The 15,693-nt window shown below is 64.2% G+C and carries 16 protein-coding genes; 11 read left to right on the top strand and 5 right to left on the bottom strand.

Features of this window, described 5'->3' with window-relative positions; translation table 11 throughout:
- Positions 1–42: 42 nt before the first annotated feature.
- Positions 43–2,124 carry an ATP-dependent helicase gene (locus tag CK222_RS08465; RefSeq protein WP_095800040.1) on the bottom strand — a complete coding sequence of 694 codons (2,082 nt, stop codon included), beginning with the start codon at positions 2,122–2,124 and terminating at the stop codon, positions 43–45.
- Positions 2,125–2,285: 161 nt separating this feature from the next.
- Positions 2,286–2,441, bottom strand: coding sequence for a hypothetical protein (locus CK222_RS32215; RefSeq protein ID WP_082954124.1), 156 nt, complete (start codon positions 2,439–2,441; stop codon positions 2,286–2,288).
- A 125-nt stretch (positions 2,442–2,566) separates the two neighbouring features.
- Between CK222_RS32215 and CK222_RS08455 the strand changes: the two genes are divergently transcribed.
- A complete protein-coding gene (locus tag CK222_RS08455) occupies positions 2,567–2,749 on the top strand; it encodes a hypothetical protein (RefSeq protein WP_067330410.1) in 183 nt (60 codons plus the stop codon).
- Between the two features lie 250 nt (positions 2,750–2,999).
- On the opposite strand, the gene CK222_RS08450 is transcribed toward CK222_RS08455, so the two are convergent.
- A complete protein-coding gene (locus CK222_RS08450) occupies positions 3,000–3,968 on the bottom strand; it encodes a LysR substrate-binding domain-containing protein (RefSeq protein ID WP_067330413.1) in 969 nt (322 codons plus the stop codon).
- Positions 3,969–4,078: 110 nt separating this feature from the next.
- Here CK222_RS08450 and CK222_RS32210 point away from each other — a divergent pair, with 110 nt between their 5' ends.
- From CK222_RS32210 to CK222_RS32205, 5 genes are all read left to right on the top strand, one after another.
- The gene (locus tag CK222_RS32210) at positions 4,079–4,912 is read left to right on the top strand and encodes a hypothetical protein (RefSeq protein ID WP_066995820.1); all 834 of its coding nucleotides are present in this window, start codon (positions 4,079–4,081) and stop codon (positions 4,910–4,912) included.
- A 47-nt stretch (positions 4,913–4,959) separates the two neighbouring features.
- Complete coding sequence (locus tag CK222_RS08435; RefSeq protein ID WP_245433001.1) at positions 4,960–5,955, top strand: DMT family transporter; 996 nt, start codon at positions 4,960–4,962, stop codon at positions 5,953–5,955.
- A 5-nt stretch (positions 5,956–5,960) separates the two neighbouring features.
- A complete protein-coding gene (locus CK222_RS08430; protein WP_245418606.1) occupies positions 5,961–6,203 on the top strand; it encodes a hypothetical protein in 243 nt (80 codons plus the stop codon).
- Positions 6,204–6,554: 351 nt separating this feature from the next.
- On the top strand, positions 6,555–6,995 hold the full coding sequence (locus tag CK222_RS08425) for a MucR family transcriptional regulator (RefSeq protein ID WP_066995912.1): 441 nt from the start codon (positions 6,555–6,557) through the stop codon (positions 6,993–6,995).
- A gap of 144 nt (positions 6,996–7,139) precedes the next feature.
- Entirely contained in the window at positions 7,140–7,286 is a 147-nt protein-coding gene (locus CK222_RS32205) for a hypothetical protein (RefSeq protein ID WP_176477596.1), read from the top strand.
- 111 nt (positions 7,287–7,397) lie between these two features.
- Here the strand turns inward: CK222_RS32205 and CK222_RS08420 are convergent, their stop codons facing one another.
- Both CK222_RS08420 and CK222_RS08415 read right to left on the bottom strand, forming a co-directional pair.
- Positions 7,398–7,583, bottom strand: coding sequence for a hypothetical protein (locus tag CK222_RS08420; protein WP_095800039.1), 186 nt, complete (start codon positions 7,581–7,583; stop codon positions 7,398–7,400).
- Positions 7,584–7,781: 198 nt separating this feature from the next.
- A complete protein-coding gene (locus CK222_RS08415; RefSeq protein ID WP_095800038.1) occupies positions 7,782–8,036 on the bottom strand; it encodes a hypothetical protein in 255 nt (84 codons plus the stop codon).
- A 128-nt stretch (positions 8,037–8,164) separates the two neighbouring features.
- Between CK222_RS08415 and CK222_RS08410 the strand changes: the two genes are divergently transcribed.
- The 5 genes from CK222_RS08410 (at position 8,165) to CK222_RS08390 (ending at position 15,686) form a co-directional block, all read left to right on the top strand.
- Positions 8,165–10,042, top strand: a complete 1,878-nt coding sequence (locus tag CK222_RS08410; RefSeq protein ID WP_095800037.1) for an ABC-F family ATP-binding cassette domain-containing protein — start codon at positions 8,165–8,167, stop codon at positions 10,040–10,042.
- A 248-nt stretch (positions 10,043–10,290) separates the two neighbouring features.
- Positions 10,291–12,396: a molybdopterin oxidoreductase family protein gene (locus tag CK222_RS08405; protein WP_095800036.1), complete on the top strand. Its 2,106-nt coding sequence runs from the start codon at positions 10,291–10,293 to the stop codon at positions 12,394–12,396.
- 301 nt (positions 12,397–12,697) lie between these two features.
- A complete protein-coding gene (gene dapB / locus CK222_RS08400; protein WP_245432976.1) occupies positions 12,698–13,477 on the top strand; it encodes a 4-hydroxy-tetrahydrodipicolinate reductase in 780 nt (259 codons plus the stop codon).
- Between the two features lie 204 nt (positions 13,478–13,681).
- Complete coding sequence (locus CK222_RS08395) at positions 13,682–14,668, top strand: ABC transporter substrate-binding protein (RefSeq protein WP_245433000.1); 987 nt, start codon at positions 13,682–13,684, stop codon at positions 14,666–14,668.
- Positions 14,669–14,831: 163 nt separating this feature from the next.
- The gene (locus CK222_RS08390) at positions 14,832–15,686 is read left to right on the top strand and encodes an ABC transporter ATP-binding protein (RefSeq protein WP_067330438.1); all 855 of its coding nucleotides are present in this window, start codon (positions 14,832–14,834) and stop codon (positions 15,684–15,686) included.
- Positions 15,687–15,693: the final 7 nt, after the last annotated feature.

Raw genomic sequence — 15,693 nt, 5'->3', positions numbered from 1 at the left:
GTGGGGCTGAGTAGGAGTGTCGTCCCGCCTTTGGGTAGGCGTCTATTTCCACATGCCGCGCATGCGCGCGCCGAGATCGACCTTGACGCCCGGCTTTTGGCGCGGGTCGTCCGTGATCGCCGCGCTCGCCCAGGATGATTGTTCGAAAGCCGAAAGCATCGAGGCCGGGATAAAGCGGGTGCGCGAGGCATAGACGTGACGGTCGCCGCGCGCCGGCTGATTGTGCGGATAAAAGCGCTGCGGCACCACCAGGTGCAGGCTGTCCTTGGCGCGCGTCATCGCCACATAGAGCAGCCGCCGCTCCTCCTCGATATCCTCCTTGGTACCGACGCCGAGATCGGCCGGGATGCAGCCGTCGACCGTGTTGAGCACGAAGACGTTCTTCCACTCCTGGCCCTTGGCCGAATGGATCGTGGACAGGATCAGGTAATCCTCGTCGCGATGCGGCGGGCCGGCCTGGTCGCTGGTGGCGTCGGGCGGGTCGAGCGTCAGCTCGGTCAGGAAACGCTCGCGCGAGGGATAGCCCGACGCGATCTGCTCGAGCTGCAACAGGTCGGCCCGGCGCGTGATCGCGTCCTCGTGGATACGCTCCAGATGCGGCTCGTACCAGAGCCTGATCCGCTCGAGGTCGGCCGGCCATTTGGCGCCGGCGCGCAGCCCGCTGTAGATGTCGAAGAAGACCGGCCAGTCTTCGGCCGCGCGCTGCGGCGGCCGGAAGCGGGCAAGGCCGAGCGTCTCGTCGAGCGACGTCGCCATCGCCTCGACGATCTGTGAGGCGGCCGAAGGCCCGATGCCGGGCATCAACTGCAGCACCCGGAAGCCGGCGACCCTGTCGCGCGGGTTCTCGGCAAAGCGCAGCATCGCCAGCATGTCTTTCACATGCGCGGCATCGAGGAATTTCAGCCCGCCGAATTTGACGAAGGGGATGTTGCGCCGCGTGAGCTCCACCTCCAGCGGCCCGCTGTGATGCGAGGCGCGGAACAGCACGGCTTGCGCCTTGAGCGCCGTGCCGGCCTCGCGCTCGGCAAGGATCGCCTGGCAGACATAATTGGCCTGCTCAGCCTCGTCGCGCACGCTTACCAGTTGCGGCTTGTGCGACGACCGGCGTTCGGTCCAGAGATTCTTGGTGAAACGCTCGCTTGCCTCGCCGATCACTTTGTTGGCGGCGGCCAGGATCGGCTCGGTCGAGCGGTAATTGCGCTCCAGCATGACGATCTCGGCGCCTTGCGCGAACTGTTTTGGGAAATCGAGAATGTTGCGCACTTCCGCGGCCCGGAAGGAATATATCGACTGTGCGTCATCGCCCACCACGGTCAAGCCCGCGCCGTCCGGCTTCAGCGCCAACAGAATAGAGGCCTGCAGCCGGTTGGTGTCCTGGTATTCGTCGACCAGCACGTGGTCGAAGCGGGAGCCAAGGTGAGCGGCGATCTCCGGCTCGGCCGCCATCTGCGCCCAGTAGAGCAAAAGGTCGTCGTAATCGAGCACGTTCTGCGCCTGCTTGGCCTCGACATAAGCCGCGAACAGCTCCTTCAGCTGTTCCGCCCATCCTGAGCACCAGGGAAAGGCCGAGCCCAGCACCTCGCCGAGCGGCGCCTGGGCGTTCACCGCCCGCGAATAGATCTGCAGGCAGGTGGCTTTGGTCGGAAAACGGCTTTCGGTCTTGGAAAAACCGAGCTCGTGCCGGGCAAGGTTCATCAGGTCGGCCGAATCCTCGCGATCGTGGATGGTGAAAGCCGGATCGAGGCCGATCTGCTCGGCATAGTCGCGCAAGAGTCTGGCGCCGATACCATGGAAAGTACCGGCCCAGGATAGCGCATCGGCGATGATCGCGGCATCGCGGCCCAGCACCTCGCCGGCGATGCGCTCGACGCGCTTCGCCATTTCAGCCGCGGCGCGGCGCGAAAAGGTCATCAAAAGGATGCGGCGCGGATCGGCGCCCTTGACGATGAGGTGCGCCACGCGATGCGCCAGCGTGCTGGTCTTGCCGGAGCCGGCCCCGGCGATCACCAGCAGCGGCGCGGCCACCCTGCCGTCGCCATGCACCACCGCCAGCCGCTGCTCGTCGTTCAGCCGGGCAAGATAGGCAGGAGTTTCGAAGGACGAATCACGGGCGGCGATGTTCATTGCCCATCAAGCATCGTTTCCGCTTTGTTCGCAATACAGCTAATCTCGCCCAAAGGCGGCCAAGTGGGGGGCGATGCCCGGCAGGGCAGAGGGGACGCTGTACGCGCCGGCATGTGCTGGATAGGCCGGCCATCTTCCCAACAAGCGCGAGAACGGCCGATCTACCTTTTCGGCTCGACGCCCATCGCCGCCGACTGGCGCCGCAGCGACCGCCGATCGTCCGGCGGCGCGAGATCGCCGGACGCCTCCTCGATGATCCTCATCGTGACGCGATAGGCCGTGTAGCCGAACAGGCCGACGAGCAGCAGACGGATCATGACATCTCCTCGTGAGTTAACGAGGTTCAACCGGAGACAGGCGCGTTGGTTCCCGCCGGACGGCGCAACCAAACCGCCGCCGCCTCGTTTGCTTCGAAGAAAGGGGCGAACGAGAGGAGGTCGTCATGAAGAAACTTCCTGTGCTGCTGGCTCTCGCGGCAGGGCTCGGGCTCGCCGCCTGCGACAACAGCGTGCAGCCCACCAAGGCGCCAAGCGACACCGTCGACAAAAACCCGCAGGTCGACAAGAACCCGGTGCCGCAATCGACCACCGGCGGCGACCAGCCCGGCACGCCGCCGAAGCAATGAGAGCGGACGATGTTGTCGGGAGACGAAGCGGCGGCGCCGCAGAAGAAGGCCGGCGCTGCTTGGGAGGAAGCTGGAAAGCGCCGGCCAAGCGGGAAAATCAGGCCCGCCGCAGGATCAAAGATAGCTGAGTCTCTCCGCCGCGTCATGGGGCGATCGCGCTAGCCGGCTACAGGTATCCGTCCAAACGCTTTGTCGGCCTTCAAAGATCGGAGAATCTCAGGGGTGTGTTTGCGTCGCTTGCGCCGCCGCGTCACGCCATCGCGGCGCGCGCCAGCGGCACGTTGGCGATCTCCAGGTCCAACTGGCGCTGCGTCAGCGCCGCTTCGGCCATGATCCACTGCTTGAACAGCTCCACCTTGCGGGCGCCGAGCGCCTTGATGGGGCTGACGAAATACCAGCCGGCGGTGTTGGGATGGTGGACCGCGAAGGGGGCGACCAGCCGCTCGGCTCGGATGTCGCTTGCCATATAGGCGCGGTTGGCAACGGCAAAGCCCATGCCGGCATTGGCCGCCTCGTAGGACATCATGCAGGAATCGAAATAGATGCTCTTGGTCTCGCCAAGCACGAAACTCGCGCCGGCAAAAGCCAGCCACGACTGCCAGTTCTGGGTGCAGGTGTCGGAGTGGAGCAGGGTGAAGTGCCTGAGGTCCTCCGGCGTCACCTTGGACAGCGGCTTATCGCCCAGCACCTCGCGGAACAGCTTGCGGCTGCACACCGGCGTCAGGTCCTCCTTGAACAGCAGCGCGGAGTTGAGGCCGGGGAAATTGCCGTCGCCGTAGCGGATCTCGAGATCGTATTCGGAGGTCGCGAATTCATGCGTGGCATAGGAAGTCGAGACCCGCATTTCGATATCCGGATACTGCCGCTGGAAGGTGGCAAGCCGCGGAAACAGCCAGCGCGCCGCGAAGGTCGGCAAAACGCAGATCTTCAGCACATGCGCCTGGGATTGGCCGGTCGCCTCCATGCTGGCAGCCACGATCCGCTCCAGCGCCTCGCGCACGCGCGCCACGTAGGTCTCGCCTTCCGGCGTCAGCGACACCGCATTGCCGCCGCGCTGGAAGATCTTGAAGCGCAGCTGGTCCTCCAGGCTCTTCACCCGCTGGCTGACGGCGGAGGCGGTAATGAACTGCTCTTCGCCCGCGCGCGTGAAGTTGCGGTGCCTGGCGGCGCTCTCCACGATTTTCAGCGAGTTTAAGTTGACCTGGCTGAGCAGACGCACGGGGTTCGACCTTTAGCTATGCTTAAAGTAGCACCAGCATTCCTAAATTTACAGGGGAGGGTGCTCAATCGACTGTTTACCAAGTGTTGCACCGACCTTGGAGAAGTAGAATGAACGCCCATACAATCCCCGAACTGCGCTATGCGATGAGCCGTGAAGCCATCATCGGTCATGATACGGCGTGGAAAGTGTCGAGCTTCGGCGTCGCCCAGTATCTTCACGGCTACGACCCGCAACTGCTCGCCGCGATCGAGGAGGCGGCGCTCAAGCTCAAGGCCAGCCACGCCGTGCACAAGCATCTCGACCTCACCTTCATCACTGGCGCGGACCGCTACATTCCCGAGATCAAGGAACTGCTCAACGACAAGCTGCGGCTGGAACGGCTGTCCGACATGATGGGCACCAAGCTCGAACCCTATCCGCTGTCTATCGTCGGCTCGACCGTCACCTTCATGAACCCCAAGGACGGCGCCGTCGACTGGCACTGCGATGGCGTTCCGGTGACGGAACTCATTCCGCTCTCGATCAGCGATCCTCTGATCGGCGGCCATCTTGAAATCTATTGCGACGATTCCGAGACGGGGCGTGCCATCCTCGAATCCGGCAGCGACCTGCCGCGCAACAGGGTCATGCGCATCGACCACAAGATGAATTACGCCACGCTCGGCCAGTTCCTCGGCGTGCTCCATCGCACCGCGCCGATCCAGCTCGGCTCGCGCGTCACCCTGGTGCTCAACCAGCGTTCGGTGGCGAAGCCCTATGTCGACGACAACCGCATGTTCTACCTCGCCGCCGACAACGACCAGGACCGCGGCTGGGTGAACGAACTGGCCGAGGACGTCTGGACGAACCAGCTGCCGGCCTATCGCCGCCATGCCGAAGAACATCCCGTGCCGAAGCCGGCTGTCGATCCGGTCTCCGGCGGAGCCAGGGAATCGTGGTAGTGGCTGACGATCCGGCCGGTCGCCAGCCGCCTTCAGCATCGCTGAGCCTGGGCCCGGTCACCGCCGGAAGGCGGAAGGACCGTTCCAGCGCCGCTCCCCCGGTGGCGCTGGCCTTTGCCTTCGGCGCCGTGGCGCTCTGGGCAACCAACGCTTTCGTCGGCAAGACGCTGCTTGCCAATCACCCGGTATCGGAGGTGCAGTTCCTGCAGTTCTCAGGCGCCGCGCTGGTCTTTGCGCTGATCAGGTTCTTCCCTTCTCCCCTTGTGATCAAGGGGGCGGGACGGATCGCCGACGCAGGAGTTTCTTCCAACATCCCTCATCCGTCTCGGGGCTCTGCGCCGATCCAGCTTCTCCCACAGAGGGAGAAGGCGAGTACCGTGCTCGCCTGCGCCGTCGGCTTCATCGGCCTCGTCGGCACCATGGTGCTGCAATACATCGCCTTCGCCTCGATGCCGGTCATCGAGGCCAATCTCGTTGCCTATACCTGGCCGCTGATGGTCGCCGCCGCCGTCATCGTGCTCGGCCGTCCGCGGCGGCCGCTGCTGCTTGGACTGACCGCCGCTCTTGGCTTCGCCGGCGTCGCGCTGGTGATCTCCGGCGGAGGCGCGCATGCCTGGTTCGGAGGTAGCCCCGTCGGTTATTGCGCCGCCTTCGGCTCGGCACTTTGCATGGCCTTCTACTCGCTTGCCGTCGGCCGCCTTGCCGTGCCGCCCGATCGGCTTCTGCTGCCTTCGGCGCTGATCGGCGTGGCGCTGACCTTCGCATGGTGCCTGCATGACGGCGTCGCCGCCCTGGGCGGCTTGGACCTGCTGCTCGGACTCTATCTCGGCGCCGGGCCGATGGGGCTCGGCTATTATTTCTGGTCGCGCGCGCTCAGCCTCGATCAGGATGGGCGGCTCGCGGTCGTGGCGTATCTCACGCCGATCGCTTCCACGCTTTTGCTGGCGCTGTCGGGCGAAAGCCTGTCGATGACGGCCATGGCTGGCGCCGTCCTTGTCATCGGCAGTTGCATTGCTGTCGGCATCGAACGTCCGGAGGGCTGAAGACCATGCCAGGGATCGTACCAGGAAACATGCCAGGGAGCGGGCTTGACGACGACGAACGCCGGGCCAGACAGGAGGCGCATTGGCTGGTCAAGGAATTCGGCGCCGAGGCGCAGCTCTATGCCGCCATGAAGGCTGAGAAGGCCATCGAGCAGAAGGATTTCGGCCGCTGCGCCCGCTGGAAACGCGTGCTGGAGATTCTGGCCGACGGCCCGACCGATCTCCGGCGCGGCGCTGCCGCGAAATAAGCGACTTGCCCTAACGAATCGGGCATGATCGATGATCGGAGAGCCAGCGCTGCTCGCAATTATTGGCTTTCCGTCCAGAATTCCAATTTTTGCAGGAATTACTCGTAGAAATTGAAGTGCTGTTGCGTCATTTCCTCGCCCGTGCAGAGCTTCGGTGCTGTAAAGTGTTTGTTGTAGGTATTAGAATTCCTAACTTGCGCGGTCGCGGCCCGCGGTGAAAACATACCTTCGGTATTGAGTCTCGCACGTTTACTGACTCTGGACGTCCGTTGGGGGACAGGTCCAATAAGATACCTAGACTAAAGTCTTAAAAACAGCTGGTCATTTGAGAGCCAGCAGAAGGTGAAAAAATTGTCCAATATCGACGACAAGACTGCAATCGAGCTGACCGCCGACATTGTTTCGGCCTATGTGGGCAACAACCCGCTTCCGGCATCCGGCCTACCTGATCTGATCGCCAGCGTCAGCGCTTCGGTGCGCAAGCTCGCCGGGGGCGCCCCGGTGAAGGAAAGCGCGCCGCAGACGCCGGCCGTCAATCCGAAGCGTTCGGTATTCCCCGACTACATCGTCTGCCTCGAGGACGGCAAGAAGTTCAAGTCGCTGAAGCGGCACCTGTCGACCGACCATGGGCTGACGCCGGACGAATATCGCGCGAAATGGGGCCTGCCGGCGGACTATCCGATGGTGGCGCCCAGTTATTCGGCCACTCGCTCGGCGCTGGCCAAGTCTTCCGGCCTGGGCCGCAAGCCGGCCGCGGATTCCGGCAGGGGCAAGCGCAAAGCCAAGGCCTGAGCCGAAGGTCATGCTGCCCGCAACGGACGGCGCCACGCCGTCGGCCGACCGCTTTGCCGCGCTCGACGCGTTGCGTCGCAGGGTGGCCATCCAGTCTTGCGCCGTTGCCGGCGAGGGGTCAAGGCGCGGCGTGTCCTGTTTTCATTGGACCTGCCGGCCATCGATCTGCGTACCGCGCTCGACGCGCTCGACAATTTCGAGCGCGCCATCGTCGAGCATGACGACCGGCCGGTCGTCGCTGCGCGACGGCTGAGATGCCTCGCGGTCCTGGACGGCATCATCGGCGGCTGAAAAGGCGCATGGTCAAGGCGGTTCCGAGACAATCGCGCAGCGGTTTTCCGGAATCATGTGAGGAGCGGTATTCAGCGTCAGCACCTGTTGCCGGACCCGCTCGGGCCGCCTTCAATTGCGCGGCAGCTTGCGCGCCCCGGTGCCTCGATCCTGGTCGGCGGCGAGGCTGTCCGCCTCGACGGCGGTCATTTCCAGAAAATAGACAAACATTTGACAGCGCGTGCTTGAAAGCATCTTTGCCAGCCTGCGCGTGATCTCCGCCACATATCTCAGCAGATCGTTTGCCGCCCCGTCCATCGTGAGCTCCTAAACAAGCCAAGTTATTGTTGTTGTTCTTCTTGATCATTCTTGGCGCTTACGCGCCACTCACAGTGCAATGCCAAATTCGCAGGGTCACGACAAAACTGAACTCAATTTTCGGAAAGCATCAGGCCTGGGCCAAAAGCTTTCGACGCACGGCAGCCCAGAGCGGCGCTGCGCCGCCGGCCTATCGGTCTATTGCGTAGGCAACGTCTGGGATTGTTTTCCAGGATAAATTTGGATCAGCAGGTGTTTCCTCGCGTCCGCCTCTGGCCTGCCGGTCATCTCCCCCACTTGGGCGGAGACTGGCAGTGTCGACGCCGCGCTTGCCGGGTCAGTTAAGGGGAGCACTGCGGCCGTCTCGCCCTCAAACAGCACCACCTGTGTCGCCAGCGCGGCGGTCGTGGCGACCTGGAAGAAGATGAAGGCGAGGGCGAAATAGCGGATCACGGGGCTCAGAACGCTTCGGCCGGCAACTGGTTCCCTGATTGGGCTCGGGACCGGCGCCCGGAACACGGCGAGCCGTCCTCCAGGCCTGGCTCTTGCGAAGCGCCGACGTCCGGTGCAAAAGCCCGCCCATGCTTATCATCAACGATCTCTCGCTGCGCATGGCGGGGCGCCTGCTTCTCGATCATGCCTCGCTGACCCTGCCGGCCGGCACCAAGGCCGGTCTCGTCGGCCGCAATGGCACCGGCAAGACGACACTGTTCAAGGCAATCACGGCCGATTTCCCCTCCGAGACCGGCTCGATCAGCCTGCCGAAAAACACCCGCATCGGCCAGGTCGCACAGGAAGCGCCGGGCACCGAGGAGCCGCTGATCGACATCGTGCTGAAAGCCGATGTCGAGCGGCAGGCCTTGCTGGAAGAGGAGAAGACCGCGACCGATCCGCACCGCATCGCGGAAATCCACACGCGGCTCGCCGACATCGATGCGCATTCGGCCGAATCCCGCGCCGCCACCATCCTTGCCGGCCTCGGCTTCGACGATGCCGCGCAGAAGCGGCCGGCTTCGTCCTTCTCCGGCGGCTGGCGCATGCGCGTGGCCTTGGCCGCCGTGCTGTTCTCCGAACCCGATCTCCTGTTGCTCGACGAGCCGACCAACTATCTCGACCTCGAAGGCACGCTCTGGCTCGAGAACTATGTCGCAAAGTATCCGCACACGGTTTTGCTCATCTCGCATGATCGCGACCTGCTCAACCGCGCGGTCAATTCGATCGTCCATCTCGACCAGAAGAAGCTGACCTTCTGGCGCGGCGGCTACGACCAGTTCGAGCGCCAGCTCACCGAGCAGCGCGAGCTGCAGGAAAAGAGCCGCGTCAAGCAGGAAGCGCAGCGCAAGCATATGGAATCCTTCGTCGAGCGTTTTCGCGCCAAGGCCTCGAAGGCCAGGCAGGCGCAATCGCGGCTGAAGGCGCTGGAGAAGATGAAGCCGATCGCCGCGGTGGTGAACGACACGGTGCGGCCGTTCTCCTTCCCCGAGCCGGTGAAGACGGTGGCCTCGCCGATCGTGGCGCTCAACGGCGTCAATGTCGGCTACACCGAGGGCAATCCGGTGCTGAAGAAGATGACGCTGCGCATCGATGCCGACGATCGCATCGCGCTGCTCGGCGCCAACGGCAACGGCAAATCGACGTTCGCCAAGATGCTCGCCGGCCGCCTCAAAGCCGAGACCGGCACGATGACGGTGGCGCCGGGCCTGAAGGTGGCGATCTTCGCGCAGCACCAGCTCGACGATCTGCGTCCCGAGGAAAGCGCCTATGAGCATGTGCGCCGGCTGATGCCCGATGCGCCGGAAGCCAAGGTGCGCGCCCGCGTTGCGCAGTTCGGGCTCTCGACCGAGAAGATGAATACCGCGGCGAGAGATCTGTCCGGTGGCGAGAAGGCGCGTCTCCTGATGGGGCTCTCGGCCTTCGAGGGGCCGAACCTGTTCATCCTCGACGAGCCCACCAACCACCTCGACATCGACAGCCGTGAATCGCTGATCCATGCGCTCAATGATTTCCCTGGCGCGGTGATCCTCATCTCGCACGACCGGCATCTTCTGGAGGCGACGGCGGACCGGCTGTGGCTGGTCAAGGACGGCGCGGTCAATCCTTATGACGGCGACCTGGAGGACTACAAAACGCTGGTCACCGGCGTTTCCTCAAATCGTCGGGAACAGAAGGAGGCGGACAAGGCATCCAAGGCCGACCGTCGCCGCGAGGCCGCCGCCCGGCGCTCGGCGCTCGAGCCTCTAGCCAAAGAGATCCGCGCCACCGAGGCGCTGATGGACCGCATCCGCAAGCGCATCGACCTGATCGAGGACGAGCTCGCCAACCCGGCGATCTACGAGAAGGACCCCTCGACCGCGACGCGGCTGGCCAAGGAGCGCTCGCAGCTTGCCCACACACTTGCCCTCAACGAGGACAAGTGGCTGACGATGTCGGCGGAATATGAGGAGGGGATCGCGGAGTAGGGCGGTTCCCCTTCTCCCCTTGTGGGAGAAGGTGGATCGGCGCGAAGCGCCGAGACGGATGAGGGGTGTTGGATGGAGTGACGCGCCGAACAACAGGCGGCTTCGATCGCCCATTTCTTTGTCGTAGCGATCCTTCCAACACCCCTCATCCGACCGAGCTTCGCTCGGCCACCTTCTCCCACAAGGGGAGAAGGAGGAGCCCCATCTGGCCCTACACCTCTCCCGCAAAACCCGCTACACACCCTCGCATGAACCAGCACGCCAAGCTCGGGATCGGCCATTCGGCCTGTCCGCATGACTGTCCTTCCACCTGCGCGCTCGAGGTGGAGCTGCTCGACAATAACCGCATCGGCCGCGTCCACGGCGCGAAAGCGAACAGCTACACGGCAGGAGTCGTCTGCGCCAAGGTCGCGCGCTATGCGGACCGCGTCCATCACCCCGACCGGCTGCTGAAGCCGCTGGTGCGCGCGGGCGGCAAGGGGGAGGGCGCCTGGAAGGAAGCCAGTTGGGAAGCGGCGCTCGACCTCGTCGCCGAGAAGTTCATCGCGGCCGAAGAGAAATACGGCTCGGAGACGGTCTGGCCCTATTTTTACGCCGGTACGATGGGATTGGTGCAGCGCGACGGTATCGAGCGGCTGCGGCACGCGAAGAGATATTCGGGCTTCTTCGGCTCGATCTGCACCAATCTCGCCTGGACCGGCTGGATGATGGGAGCGGGCGCTCTGCGCGGCCCCGATCCGCGTGAGATGGCGAAGTCCGACTGCGTGGTGATCTGGGGCACCAATGCCGTGGTTACACAGGTCAACGTCATGACCCATGCGACGAGGGCGCGAAAAGAGCGCGGCGCCAAGATCGTCGCCATCGACATCTACGACAACGCCACCATGAAGCAGGCCGATCTCGGCCTGGTGTTAAAACCCGGCACCGACGGCGCGCTGGCTTGCGCGGTCATGCATGTCTTGTTTCGCGACGGCATGGCCGACCGCGCCTATCTGGAAAAATACACCGACGATCCGCGCGGGCTGCAAGAACATCTGAGGACGCGCACGCCCGAATGGGCGGCGGCAATCACGGGTCTGACAGTCACCGAGATCGAGACCTTCGCGCATCTGGTCGGCACAACGAAGAAGACCTACTTCCGCCTCGGCTACGGTTTTGCGCGCCAGCGCAACGGCTCGGTCAATATGCATGCCGCCTCATGCATCGCTGCGGTTACCGGCGCCTGGCAATATGAGGGCGGCGGCGCCTTTCACTCCAATTCCGGGATCTTCAAGCTGAATCAGGATGTGCTCGAAGGCACCGCGATGCGCGACCCGAAGGTGCGCTATCTCGACCATTCGCGCATCGGCCCGGTGCTGACCGGTGCCGAGGATGCGCTTTATGGCGGTCCGCCGGTGACGGCGACGCTGATCCAGAACACCAATCCCGCCAATGTCGCGCCCGAGCAGCGGCTGGTCAGAAAAGGTTTCCTGCGGGAGGACCTGTTCACCTGCGTGCACGAGCAGTTCATGACCGATACGGCCAAGCTCGCCGACGTCGTGCTGCCGGCGACGATGTTTCTGGAACATGACGACATCTACAAGGGTGGCGGCAACCAGCACATCACGCTCGGCCCCAAGCTGATCGAGCCGCCGGAGGGGCCGCGCACCAACCACTACGTCAATGAGGAGCTCGGCAAACGGCTGGGCGTCGGCGACCGGCCGGGCTTTGGCCTGACCGAGAAAGAACATATCGACATCATCCTCGGCAAGCGCGGGCTAGGCAGCTTCGACAGCCTGAAGGAACAGAAGTGGGTCGACCTGCAACCCGATTTCGACGACGCGCATTTCATCAACGGCTTCGGCCATGCCGACAAGAAATTCCACTTCCGGCCCAATTGGACCGGGCAGTCAGCGCCGAACCGGCCGCCGAAGAGCATGGGCTTGTTCGGACCGGTCGAGCGTCTGCCGGAATTCCCCGACCATGTCGAGCTGATCGAGGTCGCGGACGAAGAGCATCCGTTCCGGCTGGCAACTTCGCCGGCGCGCAACTTCCTCAATTCCAGTTTTGCCGAGACGCCGGTGTCGAAAGCCAAGGAAGGCAGGCCGGAGCTTTTGCTGCACCCGGAAGATGCCGCGGCGCTTGGCATCGAGGACGGCGGCCGCGTTGAGATCGGCAACCGGCGCGGCGACGTGGTGCTGCATGCCAGGTTCTTCGACGGCGTGAAGCGCGGCGTGGTGATTGCGGAAGGCATCTGGCCGAACAGTGCGCATGAACGCGGCGAAGGCATCAACGTGCTGACCGGTGCCGACGCCCCGGCGCCCTATGGCGGTGCTGCCCTCCACGACAACAAGGTCTGGCTCAGGGCGCTGTGATGGTCTGTGGCGCGAGCTCGGCAGGTCACATGCCCGGGAGATTAGCCGAAAACGCCCGTTGCTTCGTCATCCTGGGGCGGAGCAAGGAGCGAAGCGACGCGCGCAGGCCCTAGGACCCATGCCATTACGTGGGAGCGCCGCCGCAGGTGCGGAATTCTGCGCCGCCGCCCTCTTCGGCGACCATCACGGCAACGATCCTCGGATCAAGCCCGATGATGACGAAGTCGCGTGGCTGCGTCGCTTCACTTCTTCTTGCTCTGTCCAAGACGACGTTGGCCCCAAGTCTCCATCGAGGTGTCCCTTGCCGCCGCGACCATTGAAAATAGCCATCGCCGGCGCGCTCGGCCGCATGGGCCGGGAGATGACGGAGGCGGTGCAGGTCGATCCGCGGCTGGAGCTTGTCGCCCGCTTCCATCGACCGGGCAGCACGGGCGAGGGGCTGGTCGCGCGCGACGCGGCGCTGGCGCTTGCCGACGTCGTCATCGACTTTACCACGCCGGCGGCGTCAGTCGAACTAGCAAAGGCATGCGCGGCGCGCGGCGGTCCGGCGCTGGTGATCGGCTCCACCGGCTTAGATGGTTCCGAGCTGGAGACGATCGCCGACGCGGCGAAGACGATCGCGATCGTGCGCTCCGGCAGTTACTCGCTGGGTCTCAACATGCTGACCGGGCTGGTGGAGCAGGCGGCGCGGGCGCTTGGGGCTGACGATTGCGACATCGATATCCTGGAAGCGCACCACCGTTTCAAGGTCGATGCGCCGTCCGGAACGGCGCTGATGTTGGGCGAGGCGGCGGCGCGCGGACGCGGCGTCAGGCTGGACGAAGTGGCGCGGCGCGCTCGAAATGGGATTGTCGGCACACGCCCTGCCGGCGAGATCGGCTTCGCCGTGCTGCGCGGCGGCAGCATCATCGGCGAGCATTCCGTCAGCTTCCTCGCCGAGGGCGAGGCGCTGACGCTCTCGCACTCGGCTGGCGACCGCTCGATGTTTGCTCGCGGCGCCATCGCGGCGGCACTCTGGGTGGCCGGACAGTGTCCAGGCGAATACGGCATGCACGATGTGCTTGGCTTCGCCGCTTCGTGACCAGCGATAGCTGCGGAATTCGCTCTTTCGGCCGCTAAAATGACTGAAAGCCAGCTGAAAGCTTGGGCATGCCATGACATTTTTGCGGCGTTCGCCGCGGGATCGGTCCGGGAGCGGGCCGGCAAGGAGGAAATGCGGCGTGGCCTGGTGGCACGCCGCCCAGGTGGAGGAAGTTACGTGACCGGTTTCATCTCGAAGTGCGTCTTGCGTGCGGCGGCGCTTTCGTTTGCCATCGTCGCCGCGGGCGCCACGGCGGCATCGGCTGCCGACAAGATCACTATCATCGTCGGCGGCATGGAAAAGCAGATCTACCTGCCGGCCGTGCTCACCCAGCAGCTCGGCTACTTCAAGGATGAGGGGCTCGATGTCGAGCTGGTCAACTCCCGCGCCGGCGTCGAGGCCGAGAATGAGTTGCTGGCCGGTGCCGTGCAGGGCGTCGTCGGCTTCTATGATCACACCGTCGACTTGCAGTCGAAGGGCAAATACATCCAGTCGATCGTCCAGTTCAGCCAGGCGCCGGGCGAGGTCGAGCTGGTTTCGGCCAAGCATCCGGAAATCAAATCGCCGGCCGACTTCAAGGGCGCCACGCTCGGCGTCACCGGTCTTGGCTCCTCGACCGATTTCCTGACGCAGTATCTCGCCGTGCGCAACGGCCTGAAGCCGGGCGACTACACGCTGCTGCCGGTGGGCGCCGGCAACACTTTCATCGCCGCCGTCAAGCAGGACCAGATCCAGGCCGGCATGACCACCGAGCCGACCATCGCCAAGCTGCTTCAGACCGGCGAGGCCAAGGTGCTGGTCGATATGCGCACGCCCGAAAAGACCAGGGAAGCGCTGGGCGGCGACTATCCGGCGGCATCCTTCTATGTCCAGTCCGCCTGGATCGAGAGCCATAAGGACGAGGCGCAGAAGCTCGCCAACGCTTTCGTCAAGACGATGAAGTATATCGCCAGCCATTCGGCCGAAGAGATCGCGGACCAGATGCCGAAGGATTATTACGCCGGCAACAAGGACCTCTATGTGCAAGGGTTGGCCGGCGGCAAGGCGATGTTCACGCCTGACGGCCGCATGCCCGCCGATGGCCCGGAGACGGTGCTGAAGGTGCTGTCGACCTTCTCGAAGAGCCTGCAGGGCAAGCAGATCGACCTGTCGAAGACCTATACCACGGCATTCGTCGACGCCGCCAAGTAGCGCCGACAGGGAGCCGGGCCTGCCGGCTCGGTCGTTGAAGAACAACAAGTTGCGCCGCTTGCCTGAATCAATTCGGCAGCGGCGCCTTTCCGGATACCGAGGCGCGGCGGGCCCATGGGCTCGAGCCCCAGTCATCCTCGCACCATCGCTACAGGAGTGTGCCATGCAGTTGCAAACCATGGCGGCCGAGAAATTGTCTCCAGCCGCGCCGCCGGCTGATGCCGCGATCGCCATCGACGATGTGACGCTGCGCTTCGTCACCCCCGACGGCCACATGATGACGGCCATCCGCGATTTCACCATGACGGTGGCGCGCGGCGAGTTCGCCTGCGTCGTCGGGCCGACCGGCTGCGGCAAGTCGACGACGCTTAACCTCGTCACCGGGCTGCTCAGGCCGACGACCGGCAATGTCCGCGTCATGAGCAATCCCGTAACCGAGATCAGCCGCGACATCGGTTTCGTCTTCCAGGCAGACGCGCTGTTTCCGTGGCGCAGCGTCATCGACAACGTCGCCGCCGGCCCGCTCTATCGCGGCACGCCGAAGGCGCAAGCCTATGACCGGGCGCGCGACTGGATCGCCCGCGTCGGCCTTGCGCGTTTCGAGAAACACTATCCGCACCAGCTCTCTGGCGGCATGCGCAAACGGGTCGCGCTAGCGCAAACCTTCATCAACCAGCCAAAGATCCTGCTGATGGACGAGCCGTTCAGCGCGCTCGACATGCAGACCCGCACCGCCATGCAGGACGAGCTGCTCGGCCTCTGGTCGGAACTCAAATCCTCCGTCGTCTTCGTCACTCACGATCTCGAGGAGGCGGTGGCGCTGGCCGACAAGGTCTATGTGCTCACCGCCGGGCCGGGCACGGTGAAGAGCGTCTACCGCATCGACCTGCCGCGCCCGCGTGTCATGGCCGACATCCGCTACGATCAGAAATTCATCGAGATCGCCAAGGTGATCTGGAACGACCTGCGCGAGGAAGTGCAGCTCGGCCAGAGCCGCGGCCTGCAGACCGGCCATTGAAAGGAGA

Source organism: Mesorhizobium sp. WSM3866 (genome assembly GCF_002294795.1).
Lineage (GTDB): Bacteria > Pseudomonadota > Alphaproteobacteria > Rhizobiales > Rhizobiaceae > Mesorhizobium.
Note: the sequence above shows the minus strand (reverse complement) of the source record. Positions and strands in the feature narration are given on the sequence as shown.

Coding starts and splice junctions, on each gene's coding strand:
- CK222_RS08465 (WP_095800040.1), bottom strand. CDS start 2,124: ATGAACATCGCCGCCCGTGATTCGTCCTTCGAAACTCCTGCCTATCTT.
- CK222_RS32215 (WP_082954124.1), bottom strand. CDS start 2,441: ATGATCCGTCTGCTGCTCGTCGGCCTGTTCGGCTACACGGCCTATCGC.
- CK222_RS08455 (WP_067330410.1), top strand. CDS start 2,567: ATGAAGAAACTTCCTGTGCTGCTGGCTCTCGCGGCAGGGCTCGGGCTC.
- CK222_RS32210 (WP_066995820.1), top strand. CDS start 4,079: ATGAACGCCCATACAATCCCCGAACTGCGCTATGCGATGAGCCGTGAA.
- CK222_RS08430 (WP_245418606.1), top strand. CDS start 5,961: ATGCCAGGGATCGTACCAGGAAACATGCCAGGGAGCGGGCTTGACGAC.
- CK222_RS08420 (WP_095800039.1), bottom strand. CDS start 7,583: ATGGACGGGGCGGCAAACGATCTGCTGAGATATGTGGCGGAGATCACG.
- CK222_RS08410 (WP_095800037.1), top strand. CDS start 8,165: ATGCTTATCATCAACGATCTCTCGCTGCGCATGGCGGGGCGCCTGCTT.
- CK222_RS08405 (WP_095800036.1), top strand. CDS start 10,291: ATGAACCAGCACGCCAAGCTCGGGATCGGCCATTCGGCCTGTCCGCAT.
- CK222_RS08390 (WP_067330438.1), top strand. CDS start 14,832: ATGCAGTTGCAAACCATGGCGGCCGAGAAATTGTCTCCAGCCGCGCCG.